This window comes from Micromonospora sp. NPDC049836, assembly GCF_044465125.1.
Lineage (GTDB): Bacteria > Actinomycetota > Actinomycetes > Mycobacteriales > Micromonosporaceae > Micromonospora.
Genome location: NZ_JBITLH010000003.1, coordinates 375,670 through 388,581, shown reverse-complemented (window position 1 = coordinate 388,581; position 12,912 = coordinate 375,670). Strand labels below are relative to the sequence as shown.

General features: G+C 75.9%; 8 protein-coding genes. 3 read left to right on the top strand and 5 right to left on the bottom strand.

Annotation, left to right across the window (positions count from 1 at the left end):
- Positions 1 to 49: 49 nt before the first annotated feature.
- Together ACIBPB_RS09655 and ACIBPB_RS09650 are read right to left on the bottom strand one after the other, a co-directional pair.
- Positions 50 to 1,048, bottom strand: coding sequence for an aldo/keto reductase family protein (locus ACIBPB_RS09655; protein ID WP_357316410.1), 999 nt, complete (start codon positions 1,046 to 1,048; stop codon positions 50 to 52).
- Between the two features lie 59 nt (positions 1,049 to 1,107).
- Positions 1,108 to 6,453: a WG repeat-containing protein gene (locus ACIBPB_RS09650; protein ID WP_396839122.1), complete on the bottom strand. Its 5,346-nt coding sequence runs from the start codon at positions 6,451 to 6,453 to the stop codon at positions 1,108 to 1,110.
- Between the two features lie 161 nt (positions 6,454 to 6,614).
- On the opposite strand from ACIBPB_RS09650, the gene ACIBPB_RS09645 reads away from it, so the two are divergent.
- The 3 genes from ACIBPB_RS09645 to ACIBPB_RS09635 all read left to right on the top strand — a co-directional run bounded on the left by ACIBPB_RS09645 (position 6,615) and on the right by ACIBPB_RS09635 (position 9,296).
- Complete coding sequence (locus tag ACIBPB_RS09645; RefSeq protein ID WP_396839121.1) at positions 6,615 to 7,466, top strand: ABC transporter permease; 852 nt, start codon at positions 6,615 to 6,617, stop codon at positions 7,464 to 7,466.
- A gap of 76 nt (positions 7,467 to 7,542) precedes the next feature.
- The gene (locus tag ACIBPB_RS09640; RefSeq protein WP_396839488.1) at positions 7,543 to 8,334 is read left to right on the top strand and encodes an ABC transporter permease; all 792 of its coding nucleotides are present in this window, start codon (positions 7,543 to 7,545) and stop codon (positions 8,332 to 8,334) included.
- Positions 8,331 to 9,296: an ATP-binding cassette domain-containing protein gene (locus ACIBPB_RS09635; protein ID WP_396839120.1), complete on the top strand. Its 966-nt coding sequence runs from the start codon at positions 8,331 to 8,333 to the stop codon at positions 9,294 to 9,296. The genes ACIBPB_RS09640 and ACIBPB_RS09635 overlap by 4 nt, the downstream gene beginning before the upstream one ends.
- A gap of 152 nt (positions 9,297 to 9,448) precedes the next feature.
- Here the strand turns inward: ACIBPB_RS09635 and ACIBPB_RS09630 are convergent, their stop codons facing one another.
- From ACIBPB_RS09630 to nadA, 3 genes are all read right to left on the bottom strand, one after another.
- Positions 9,449 to 10,087, bottom strand: coding sequence for a DUF3043 domain-containing protein (locus ACIBPB_RS09630; RefSeq protein ID WP_396839119.1), 639 nt, complete (start codon positions 10,085 to 10,087; stop codon positions 9,449 to 9,451).
- A 37-nt stretch (positions 10,088 to 10,124) separates the two neighbouring features.
- Positions 10,125 to 11,537, bottom strand: a complete 1,413-nt coding sequence (gene murA / locus ACIBPB_RS09625) for a UDP-N-acetylglucosamine 1-carboxyvinyltransferase (protein ID WP_357316395.1) — start codon at positions 11,535 to 11,537, stop codon at positions 10,125 to 10,127.
- A gap of 156 nt (positions 11,538 to 11,693) precedes the next feature.
- Entirely contained in the window at positions 11,694 to 12,869 is a 1,176-nt protein-coding gene (gene nadA, locus ACIBPB_RS09620; protein ID WP_357316391.1) for a quinolinate synthase NadA, read from the bottom strand.
- Between the last annotated feature and the right edge of the window lie 43 nt (positions 12,870 to 12,912).

The window sequence follows — 12,912 nt, the reverse complement described above, 5'->3', positions numbered from 1 at the left end:
CCGGCAGGGCCCGGGCCGGCGCGGTGGCCGCGCCGGCCCGGGGAGAGCGTCACGGACGCTGCGCCGGGCTCTCGGTCTTGGCCGGGTCCCGCTCGGTGATCGGCTCGACGATCTCGTCGATGGCCTTGAGCAGGTCGGCGTCGAGCTTCACGCCGGCCGCCTTCACGTTGTCGTGCACCTGCTCGGGCCGGGACGCCCCGATGATCGCCGAGGAGACGTTCGGGTTCTGCAGCACCCAGGCGATGGCGAGCTGCGGCATGCTCAGCCCGGCCTGCTCGGCGAGGGGCTTGAGCCGCTGCACCCGGGTGAGCACCTCGTCGGTCAGGAACCGGGCGATGAAGTTCGCGCCCGACTTCTCGTCGGTGGCCCGGGAGCCGGCCGGCGGCGGCTGGCCCGGCAGGTACTTGCCGGAGAGCACGCCCTGGGCCATCGGCGACCAGACGATCTGGCCGACGCCCAGCTCCTCGCTGGTCGGGATCACCTCGGTCTCGATGACCCGCCACAGCATCGAGTACTGCGGCTGGTTGGAGACCAGCGGGATGCGCAGCTCGCGGGCGAGCGCGTGGGCCTCGCGCAGCTGCGACGCCCGCCACTCGGAGACGCCGATGTAGTGCGCCTTGCCGGAGTGCACGACGTCGGCGAACGCCTCCATCGTCTCCTCGAGCGGGGTGCTGTAGTCGTAGCGGTGGGCCTGGTAGAGGTCCACGTAGTCGGTCTGCAGCCGGCGCAGCGAGCCGTTGATCGACTCCATGATGTGCTTGCGGGACAGGCCGCGGTCGTTGCGGCCCGGCCCGGTCGGCCAGTACACCTTGGTGAAGATCTCCAGCCCCTCGCGCCGCTCGCCCTTCAGCGCGCGACCGAGCACCTCCTCGGCCCTCGTGCCGGCGTAGACGTCGGCGGTGTCGAAGGTGGTGATGCCGGTCTCCAGGGCGGCCCGCACGCAGGCGGTCGCCGCGTCCTCCTCGACCTGCGAACCGTGGGTGATCCAGTTGCCGTACGAGATCTCGCTGACCATCAGGCCGGAACGGCCTAGGTGTCGGAATTCCATGCCTTGACCCTAACGCCGCCCGATCATCGCGCTGCCGCGACGCTCGCCGGCCGCGCTCGTCAGAGGACCGGGCTGGTGTCGGCAAGCAACTGATCGATCTCCGCGACCACCGCGGCCCGGCTCGGGTGCACCGGGTCGATCAGCGGCCCGCCCCGCCGGTCCAGCGCGCCCCAGCGGCCCGAGTCGTGGCTGACCAGGAAGGCCACCGGGTGCACGACCAGCGCCGGGTACGCCGGTGTCACCAGCACCCGCCCGGTCCGGTCCACCACCCCCCGGCGGCCGGCCAGCTCCACGCCGGCCAGGCCCTCCTCGGTGAACCCGTCCACCTGCCGGCCGTCCGCGAGGGCCGTGGTGAGGCCGTGGTAGCGGGTGGGCACCACCACCTGGCCGGTCCGGTCGACCGCGCCCCAGCCGCCGTTCTGCCGTACCGCCGCGAGGCCGCCCCGGAACGGCCGGACGTCCTCGAAACCCGGCGGGATCTTCACGATGTTGGTCGGGTCCACCGCCATCCACCGGCCCTTGCCGTCCATCGACACCCAGGCCAGCCCCTCGGAGAACGAGCCCACCGCCCGGTAGCCGTTGTTCGCCTCGATCAGCGCCGCCCCGGTGGTGTCGATCAACGCCCACCGGGACGCCTCCGGCCGGCGTACCCAGGCCATCCCCTCCCGGAACGGCTGCACCTCGGCGTACCGGTGGTCGACCACCAGGTTGCCCTCGGCGTCCGCGTAGCCCCAGAGCTGCTGCTCCTCGTCGCGGGTCGGCACCGGGTAACGCTCCTCGCCGAGGACCGTCTCCCGGGAGCGCGGCTTCGGCCCGAACCCGCCGGTCACGGCCCGCTCGGCGACCGCGTCCAGCGCCAGCGCGGTACGCGCGTTCAGCTCCGCGTCGTCCCCGTGACGCAGGTCCAACGCCCGCTCGAAGTGCAGGCACGCCTCGGTCAGCCGGCCCTGGTCGTAGCAGCACCGGCCGGCGTGCTCGTGCAGCACCGCGCGCAGCCGGTCGGGCAGCTCCGGCGAGTTGGCCGCGGCGAAGAGGCGGTCCGCCTCCGCGTACTCGCCCCGCCAGCGCAGCACCTCGGCCAGCCGCGCCCGGACCAGCGCGGTCCGCCGCAACTCGCCGGTGGCCTCGGCGTACGTGTGGGCCAGCCGGGCGTCGGCGAGAGCGTCGTCCAGGTCGCCGAGGACCCGGGACGCCACCGACCGCAGGCTCAGCAGCCGGGCCCGGCTCCGGTTGTCCAGCGAGCTGCCCAGCTTCGCGGTGAGCCCGTCCCGGATCTCCCGCAGCGCCTCCGGCTCGGGCGCCTCCTCGCGCAGGGTCTCCGGGTTCAGCCGCCACCGGACCGCGGCCAGCGCCTGCTCCGGATCCGCCGGCCGTTCCGCCGGCCGCTCTACCTGCTCGGCCGGCTGGTCCGGTGCGGCCGCTTCGGCCGGCTGGTCCGGTACGGCCGCTTCGGCCCGCTGGTCCGGTGCGGCCTGTTCGGCCGGCTGGTCCTGCTCGGTTCGCTGGTCCTGCTCGGCCTGTTCGACCTGCTCGACCTGCTCGGCCTGTCTGGCCTGCTGGCCCTGCTCGGGCCGCTGGTCCTGCCCGGCCTGGCTGGCCTCCTGGTCCTGCTCGTTCTGCCGGTCCTGTTCGGCGGGCGAGGCCAGGGCTTCCCGCTCGGCCTGCTCGGTTGACCCGTGCCGCTCGGCGGACGGGTCCTGCTCGACCTGCTCGGCCCGCTCGACCTGCTCGGCCCGCTCGACCTGCTCGGCCCGCTCAGCGGGCGAGCCGTCGGCGTCCGGCATGTCCCGCTCGACGAACCGGTCCTGGGCGGCCGGCTCGTCCTGCGCGGGGGAACCGTCCGGCACCGACCGCTGCTGCCCTCCCCGGTCCTCGTCGCCGCCAGGTGCGGCAGACACGGGCACCGCCGAAGCGAGTGCCGCGGACCCCGGCGGCGGGGACGCGGGCGGCACCGACGCGGGCGCCGCGGACCCGGGCGGCGCGGACACGGCAGCCGCGGACGCCGCGGTGGCCGGAGGCGCGGAGACCGGTGCCGCCGGGGTCGGGTCGGGCTCCGAGGGCGGCTCGGGGACGGCCGCCGGGGGCGCGTACGCGGGCGGCGGCGCGACCGGGCCGGATGCCGCTGTGGCCGGTGCGGTGGCCGTCGGCGGGGCCGGAACGGGTGCGGTGGACACCGGTCCGGCGTCGGTCGGCCGGCCGGCCAGACCGTTGGCGCGGGCCCGGTCAGCCTGGTCGTTCCGCTGGCCCCGGTCGGCCGGGTCGGACGTCCCGGTCATCGCATTGGCGGTCCAGGCGGGCGGCGCCGACACCGGCCGCGCGGGGGCTGCCGCCGGATCTGGCTTCGCCGCCGTGTCCGGTGCCCAAGCCGGCGGGCCCGGCTCCGGCCGAGGGGCGGGCACCGGTGTGGGCCGAGCAGCGGATGGGGCCGCGTCGGGTGCCGGCGTGGCCGGGTCGCCGGTCCAGGCCGGTGGGGCGGAGACCGGACGGGCCGCGGGCGCGGCCGGGTGGTCCCGGTCCGGTGCCGGAGCCGCACTCCGGGCGGGTGGGGCGGACACCGGGCGCGCGGCCGGCCGCGCCGCGTCGGGTGCCGGCGCGGCCGGGTCGCCGGTCCAGGCCGGTGGGGCGGAGACCGGGCGGGCCGTGGGCGGGGCGGCGTCCGCCGGCGGTGCGCTGACCGGCCGTCCCGCCGCCGGTCCCGCTGGCGCGGGGGAGACCGGCGCCTGGGGGCCCGGCGCAGGGGAGACCGATGGAGGCGCGACCGGCGCCTTGGGGGCCGGCGTTGGGGGGACCGGCGTTGGGGAGGCCGGCGCCTGGGGGACCGGCGCCTGGGAGAGCGGCGCCTGGGAGGCCGGCGTGTCTGTGGGTGTCGGGGCGCTCGTGTCGCCGTCCCGGTGTCCGGGCCGGAACCAGGCGGCCGGATCCGCGTCCTGGACGACCGGACCGTCGGGCCGGGAGGCAGAGCGACCGTCCGCCCCGGTGGCGGTCGGGGCCGGCGCGGCGGGACCGGCGGGCTCCGGCTGGGCCGGCGCGTCGGTGGCGCGGGGGTCCGCCGGCGCGGCGGCGGGGCCGGGCAGGAACTCCACCCGCAGGTTGGCCGCTGGCGGCCCGGACACGGGCGCGCCGGGGAAGGGCGCGCCGGAGACAGGGACCCCGGACACGGGGGCACCGGAAACCGGCGCGCTGGACTCGGGCGCGCCGGGAACGGGCTGCCCGGAGGTGGGCGCGCCGGGGACGGGCTGCCCGGAGGTGGGCGCGCCGTGCGTGGGGGGCCCGGAGGTGGGTGCGCCGTGCACGGGCTGCCCGGAGGTGGGTGCGCCGTGCACGGGCTGCCCGGAGGTGGGCGCGCTGGAGACCGGCCGGTCCGGGACGGCTGACGGCGGGCGGTGCTCCGGTCCCGGCGTGGGCGGGCGGCGTAGCTCGTCGGGGCGGACCGCCGCCGGCCGGTCCGGCCGCGGCGCGGGCGGTACCACCCGGTGGGGCTGGTCGTGCGCCGGCGCCGGGGCCGGCGGACGGCCGGCGTCGGGGCGGGTGGGAGCCGTCGAGCGGTCCCGCAGGTCGTCCGGTCGGGTCCGGGCGGCCGGCTCGACGGGCGGCCGCCACCCCTGGCCGGGGTGGGCCGGCCGACCGGCCCGCTCCTCTGGCTGCGGCCGGAGGCCCGGCCGCTCCTGGGGAGTCTCGGGTCGGGCCGGGGTCGCGCCGGGGCGCGGGCCGACCTGCGGCTGCGGCGGGACCGGGTCGCGGCGGGGACCGTCGGGGCGGCGAGCGGCTACGTCGGGCCGGCCCACCGGCTCGTCCGCCGGGCGCGGCGGCCGGCCGTCGGGGCCGGACCCGGCCGGGACGACGGGTGGGCGGGGCCGCTCGTCGGGGCGGTACGGCGCCGGCTCGGTCCGGGGCCGCCGTTCCACGGCCGGCCACTCCTGGGGGCGCGGGCCACCGGGTCCGGCCGCCGGCCGCCGGCCGTTCCACCGCTCGTCCGGGCCCTGTGGGGCGGGACGCGGGTCAGGGTGGCGACCGGGCTCGGCGCGGTACGGGTCCACGGGACCGCGCGGCGCGTCCGGTGCGTCGCGGTACACCTCGGCGCGCCCGGCGGCCTCCCGGCGCGGGTCGCGCTCACGCGGCGGCGGACCGTCGAACCCGGGGTCGCGCCGCGGGGCCCGGCGGTCGGGTCCGGGCTCGGGCCGGCCGCCGGGGCCGTCGTAGGGCCGGTCGGGCCGGCGGTCGGATCCGGGCTCGGGCCGGCCGCCGGGGCCGTCATAGCGCCGGTCGGCCGGGCGGTCGGGCTCGCGGCCGTCGAAGCCTCGCTCCGCCGGACCCTCGTAGCCTCGCTCGCGCCGGTCCGCCGGTCGGCCGAGGCCGGGTTCGCGCCGGTCGGCCCAGCCCTCGGGCGTTGCGTCGGGCCGCTCCCGGGGCCCCACGGCCGGTCGCCCGTCCTGGGCGCCCTGGCGCTGCTGCGGCCGGTGGGCCAGTTCGTCGGGCTCGGGGAGCCAGCCGGGCTCGGCCGCGGGGGAGACCGGCCGGTGCGGGCCGCCGTCGGGCGTGCGTCGCCCCGGCTCCGGGCGGACCCAGCGCTGGTCGGGTCGTTCCTCCCGCCAGGCCGCGGGCTGCTCCCGGTCCGGCCGCCGCTGCGGATCGCGCTGGTCGCCCCGCCGATCGGACCAGGACCGCCGCCCGTCCGGGCGCGGCTCGTCGTGGTGGCGCCGGTCGTCCGGGTACGCGCCGGCCCGGTCGCCCGGTGCCGGGCTGACCGGGTACGTCCCGCGCCCTCCAGCCGGTCCGGCCGGACTGATCGGGTAGGTGCCGCGCCGGTCGTCCGGCCCGGCGGGGCGGACGGGGTACGTGCCGCGCCGGCCGTCAGCGGCGGCCGGGCTGACGGGGTAGGTGCCGCGCCGCTCGTCGGGGTTGCCGGGGTAGCCGCGGCGCCGCTCGTCGGGTCCGGCCGGGCTGACGGGGTAGCTGCCCCGCCGTTCGTCGGGGTTGCCGGGGTGGGTGCCGCGCCGTTGGTCCGGGCCGACCGGGTCGGTGCCGCGCCGCTCCTCCGGGCCGGCCGGGTGGGTGCGGCGCCGCTCGTCGGGGCCGGCCGGGCTGACCGGGTAGGTGCCGCGCCCGTCGGGTGCGGCCGGGCTGACCGGGTAGGTGCCGCGTCCGTCGGGGCCGGCCGGGTAGGTGCCACGCCCGTCGGGGCCGGCCGGGCTGACCGGGTACGCGTCGTCCGGGGCGTGGCTGTCCGGGTGCACCTCGGCGCGGCCGACCACGGCGGCCCGGCCGCGCGGGGCGGGCGGGGCCAGGTGTTCGAGGCCGATGTCGCCCGGGTAGCGCTGCCCCGGGAACTGCGGACGCCACTCGTGGGTGGGTTCGGCGGCCCAGGACGGTTCGGCCAGCTCGCGCCAGCGGTCCCAGCCGCTCATCGTCGCATCCTGTCGCCGCCCGCGCGGCGCGGCCCCGGGGCCGGCTCGCGTCGCTCGCTCACGGCGATGTCACCTCGTTGGAAATTGTCGCGCTGGGGCCCCGACGTGCCGGTAGAGTCGCCCGGTCCTGCACGTCATGGCTGCGGATGGAGGGTAGCGGCGTGGGCTCTCTCACCGCCACTGTGGCACCGCCCACGGGTTCAAACGTTACCCCATCGTTTCGGACATTCGGTGCGATAGCGGTAGCCGGCTTCCGGCGTCACGCCACCTACCGCCAGGCAACCCTGGCCGGGCTGGTCACCAACACCGTCTTCGGCTTCCTGCGCTACTACGTCTTCCTGGCCGCGGCCGGTACGGCGGGCCAGGTGGCCGGCTACGACCGCACCCAGCTGGCCACCTACGTCTGGGTGGGGCAGGGGCTCCTGGCGGTCATCGCCATCTGGGGCTGGACCGAGCTGGCCGACCGGATCCGCACCGGCGAGATCGCGGCCGACCTGCTCCGGCCGGTCCACCCGGTGACCAGTTACCTCGCCGCCGACCTGGGCCGGGCCGGCTTCGCCGCGCTGTGCCGGCTGGTACCGCCGGTGCTGGTCGGCGTGCTTCTGTTCGAGGTGTACCTGCCCCGTCGGGCGGCCACCCTGCCGCTGGCCGTGCTCTCCGTGCTGCTGGCGCTGGTCGTCTGCTTCGGTTGCCGCTACCTGGTCAACGCCACCGCGTACTGGTTGCAGGACGTCCGGGGACCGATGACGCTCTGGATGCTCGCCGGCAACGTGCTGGGCGGGCTCTACTTCCCGCTCAGCTTCCTGCCCGGCGGCGTGGAGGCGCTGCTGCGCTACGGCACCCCGTTCCCCAGCCTGTTGCAGATCCCGCTCGACGTGCTGGTCGAGCGGGAGCCGATGCCCGCCCAGCTCGGCCTGGTCGCGGTGCAGGCGGGCTGGGCGGTCGCGCTGCTCGCCCTCTGCCGGCTGGTCCAGCGCCGGGCGGAGCGCCGGTTGGTGGTGCAGGGTGGCTGAGCCGGCAACCCTGACCGGGCCGGCCGCCCCGGCGCAGCGGCCGCGGCCCGGGGCGCGGCGCCGCCCGGGGGGCGCGCTGCGGGCGTACCGGGCGCTGTTCGGCGCGCAGGCGCGGTCCCAGACCGCCTACCGGACGTCGTTCGTGGTGGACCTGGTCGGCAACGTCGGGGCGACCGCGTTCGACGTGGTCACCGTGCTGGTGCTCTACGGGGTGACCCGGGAGCTGGGCGGCTTCACGCTGCGCGAGACGCTGGTCATCGTCGGGCTGTCGTCGTTCGCGTTCGCCGCCGCGGACCTGCTGGTCGGCAACATCGAACGGCTGTCCCGGTACGTGCGGACCGGTCTCTTCGACGCCGTGCTGGTCCGGCCGCTGGCCGCGCTGCCCCAGCTGCTGCTGATGGACCTGCCGGTGCGCAAGGTCTCCCGGGTGGTCTTCGGGCTGGCCGTGCTGCTGACGGCGCTTGCCTCGGCCGGCATCGAGTGGACCCCGGGGCGGGTCGCGCTGGCGGTGGTCGCCCCGCTGGCCGGGATCGTCTTCTTCGGCGCGGTCTTCGTCATCACCGCCACCGTCTCGTTCTACTGGATCGACTCGGGGCAGCTGGCCAACTCGGTCACCTACGGCGGGCGGGACTTCACCTCGTACCCGGCCACCATCTACGGCAGCTGGTTCCGGGCGCTCTTCGCGTACGGGCTGGGTTTCGCCTTCGTCAGTTATCACCCGGCGCTGGCGCTGCTCGGCCGGGCCGACCCGCTCGGCCTGCCGGGCTGGGTCGGCTGGGCCGCGCCCGGCGTCGCGGCGGTCGCGGCCGCGGTGGCCGCCCTGGCCTGGCGCGTCGGGATCCGCCACTACCGGAGCACGGGGTCATGAGCGTCATCGAGCTGAGCGGCCTGCGCAAGGAGTTCACGGTCCGGGTGAAGACCGGGCGGCTACGCCGGGAGAAGCGGACGGTCAGCGCGGTCGACGGGATCGACCTGCGGGTGGAGCGCGGGGAGATGCTCGGCTACATCGGTCCGAACGGCGCCGGGAAGTCGACCACGCTGAAGATGCTCACCGGCGTGCTGATGCCCTCGGCGGGCCGGGCCACGGTCTGCGGGCTGCGCCCGGTGGCCGACCGGACCCGGCTGGCGCTGCGCATCGGCGTGGTGTTCGGGCAGCGGTCGCAGCTCTGGTGGGACCTGCCGCTGCGCGACACGTTCGCGCTGTTGCGGCACATCTACCGGGTGCCGGCGGCCGAGCATGCGGCCCGGCTGGCCCGGTGCCGGGGCCTGCTCGACCTGGACGGGTTCCTGGACACCCCGGTCCGGCAGCTCTCCCTGGGCCAGCGGATGCGCGGCGAGCTGACCGCCGCCCTGCTGCACGGCCCGGAGGTGCTCTTCCTGGACGAGCCGACCATCGGCCTGGACGTGGTCAGCAAGCAGGCGGTCCGGGGGTTCCTGGCCGAGCTGGGCCGGGCCGGCGACACCACCCTGGTGCTCACCACCCACGACCTGGCCGACATCGAGCGGCTCTGCGGGCGGCTGGTGGTCATCGACCACGGCCGGGTGGTGCACGACGGCCCGATCGCCGAGCTGCACCGCCGGTACGGGTCGCGCCGGATGGTGGTGGCCGAGCTGGACGCCGCGCTGCCGGCGCCCCCGGTGCTGCCGGGCGCCCCGCTGCACCGGTTGGAGGCCGACGGGCGCCGGCTGGTCTTCGCGCTGGAGTCGGCGAGCGTCGCCGAGGTGGTCGCCGGGCTGGCCGGGCTGGCCACGCTCCGGGACATCTCGATCGTGGAGCCGGACATCGAGGAGGTGGTGGCCCGGCTCTACCGCACGCCGGCCGACGCGTGACCGGCTCTACCGCCCGCCCGCCGACGCGTGACCCGCCCGCCCGCCCGCCGGCTGACGCACCGCCCGCCGGCCGACGCACCGCCCGGGCGGCTGACCGGCTCAGCCGCCCGCCGGCCGGGGCCGCAGCCGTCGGCGCCCCGGGCGGGCTCGGCTCAGACCTTGTCGCCGATCGCCACCTGCGGTGCCGGGGCGCGCATCTTGCGGAAGGTGATCGACCGCATGATCGCGTAGAAGTAGAGCGAGCCGAGCCGCTCGGTGCTCTTCGGGTAGCGCTCGCGTACCAGCTTCTTGATCTTCCGCGCGATCAGCACGGAGTCGACCACCACGCCGAGGGCCAGCAGGCCCCACAGCAGGTTGGAGAGGAGCCGGACGATCGGCGGCATGGCCTGGTTGGACCCGATCAGCACGATCAGCGCGCCGCCGAAGAACCAGGTGCCGACCGTACGCCGGGAGTCCACCACGTTGCGGGCCAGCAGCCGCTCCGGACCGCGGTCGCGCGGGCCACCCTCGCGCCGGAACTCGGCGGCGGCCTCGGCGCGGGCGGCGCGGCGCTGCTCGCGCGCCTCCTCCTTGTTCAGCGGCTTGGTCGGCGTGCCGGGGCGCCGGCCGGCGCTCGGCCGCTTCGGGGTCTCCCGCCCCTTCGCCGGCGTGTAGCCCCGGGATCGGGTAGCGGTGGACTCCTCGTCGGTCGTCACCTGGGTGACTGACTCCTCGACGAGGTCGGCGGGCTTGCGGCGAAACAGCGACGGCACGCCGGCAAGGGTAGCCAACCGGCCGCGCCCGGTGCACATCGCGGGTGCACCGGGCGCGGGGAGAGCGGGGCTGACGCTACGGACGCTCGGCGTGCGCGCCCAGGTCGGCCAGCTTCGCCTCGAAGTCCTCGTAGCCGCGGTTGATCAGGTCAACGCCGTACACCCGGGAGGTGCCCTCGGCGGCGAGCGCCGCGATGAGGTGGCTGAAACCGGCCCGCAGGTCCGGGATGACCAGGTCGGCCGCGTGCAGCTTGCTGGGGCCGGCGATCACCGCGGAGTGCTTGAAGTTGCGCCGGCCGAACCGGCACGGGGTGCCGCCCAGGCAGTCCCGGTAGACCTGGATGTTGGCGCCCATCGAGTTCAGCGCCTCGGTGTAGCCGAGCCGCTGCTCGTAGACCGTCTCGTGCACGATCGACAGGCCGCGGGCCTGGGTGAGCGCCACCACGAGCGGCTGCTGCCAGTCGGTCATGAATCCGGGGTGCACGTCGGTCTCCAGGGCGACCGCGTTCAGCTCCCCGCCCGGGTGCCAGAAGCGGATCCCGCCCTCCTGGCCCGGGCCGCCGCCGCGCGGCGGGCGCAGGTCGGTGACCTCGTACTCGCCGCCGACCGAGCGGAAGATGTTCAGGAAGGTCATCATGTCGGCCTGCTGGGCGCCGAGCACCTCGACGTGGCCGCGGGTGGCCAGCGCGGCGGCCGCCCAGCTGGCGGCCTCGATCCGGTCCGGGATCGGCCGGTGGGTGTAGCCGTGCAGCTTCTTGACGCCCTGGATCTCGATCACCCGGTCGGTGTGCACCTTGATGATCGCGCCCATCTTCTGCAGCACGCAGATGAGGTCGACGATCTCGGGCTCGACCGCCGCGTTGCGCAGCTCGGTGACGCCCTCGGCCATCACCGCGGTGAGCAGCACCTGCTCGGTGGCGCCCACACTCGGGTACGGCAGCGCGAACTTGGTGCCGTGCAGCCCGTTCGGGGCCGACAGGTGCAGCCCTTCGGGGGTCTTGTCGACGGTCGCGCCGAACTCGCGCAGCGCCTGCAGGTGGAAGTCGATCGGGCGCGGCCCGATGTGGCAGCCGCCCAGGTCGGGGATGAAGGCGTGGCCGAGCCGGTGCAGCAGCGGACCGCAGAACAGGATCGGGATCCGGCTGGAACCGGCGTGCACGTTGATCTGGTCGGTGCTGGCGCTCTCGACGTTGGACGGGTCGAAGACCAGCTCGCCGTCCTCCTCGCCGTCGCTCACCTTCACCCCGTGCAGGCCGAGCAGGCCACGGACGACCTCGACGTCGCGGATGCGGGGCACGTCGAACAGCCGGCTCGGGGTGTCGCCCAGGAGGGCGGCGACCATCGCCTTGGACACGAGGTTCTTCGCGCCGCGCACGCGGATCCGCCCTTCGAGCGGAGTGCCTCCGTGTACGACCAGGACGTCGTCGGTCAACGCAACCTCCAGCGCGTTGGTGCTGCCGTGTGGATGGGTGGGGTGCACGATCTGCATCGCTACCCGAAGTGCGGCCAGATGAAAACGGCCCGCAGGTGTCCTCGCCCGGCAGCATAGCCCTCTGTGACGAAAATGGAATCGGTCACATCACCTGCGACGGCATGAACCGGGGATACCGACGCTCATGCGTGCCAGTGATGTGACCGTCCGTGATCAGGCGCCGGGCAGGGCCAGCATCTGGTCCAGCGCGACCCGGGCGTGGTGCGCGGTCTCCGGGTCGACGGTGATCTGGTTGACCACCCGCCCGGCGGCCAGCTCCTCCAGCGCCCACACCAGGTGCGGCAGGTCGATCCGGTTCATCGTGGAGCAGTAGCAGACCGCCCGGTCGAGGAACATGATCTGCTTGTCCGGGTGCGCCAGCGCCAGCCGGCGGACCAGGTTCAGCTCGGTGCCGACCGCCCACGCCGAGCCGGCCGGGGCCGCCTCGATGGTCCGGATGATGTACTCGGTCGAGCCGACGTGGTCGGCGGCGGTGACCACCTCGTGCCGGCACTCCGGGTGGACCAGCACGTTGACCCCCGGCACCCGCTCCCGGACGTCGTTGACGCTGTCCAGCGTGAAGCGGCCGTGCACGGAGCAGTGCCCCCGCCAGAGGATCATCTTGGCGTCGCGCAGCTGCTCCGGGGTGAGCCCGCCGCCCGGCTTGTGCGGGTCGTAGAGGACGCAGTCGTCCAGCGAGAAGCCCATCTCCCGCACCGCGGTGTTGCGGCCCAGGTGCTGGTCGGGCAGGAACAGCACCTTCCGCCCCTGCTCGAACGCCCAGTCCAGGGCCCGCTTCGCGTTCGACGAGGTGCAGACCACGCCGCCGTGCCGGCCGACGAAGCCCTTGATGTCCGCCGACGAGTTCATGTACGTCACCGGGACGGTGTCGGCCGCGACGCCCAGGTCGGTGAGCACGTCCCAGGCGGTCTCGACCTGGGACAGCACCGCCATGTCGGCCATCGAGCAGCCGGCGGCCAGGTCGGGCAGGATCACCTTCTGGTTGTCCGTGGTGAGGATGTCCGCGGACTCGGCCATGAAGTGCACGCCGCAGAAGACGATGTACTCCGCGTCGGGGCGGGCGGCCGCCTCCCGGGCCAGCTTGAACGAGTCGCCGGTCACGTCGGCGAACTGGATCACCTCGTCGCGCTGGTAGTGGTGCCCCAGCACGAAGACCTTCGTGCCGAGGGCGGCCTTGGCCGCCGCCGCCCGGGCCACCAGGTCCGGATCGCTCGGCGCGGGGAGGTCACCCGGACACTCCACGCCACGCTCGGTGGCGGGATCGCTGCCGCGGCCGAGGAGCAGCAGCGCAGTGGCGGTGTTGGAGGGCTCAACCCAGGTCGAAGTCACGCCTCCCATCGTCCCACAGCGCGGTGGCCGTGCCGGCGTCCCC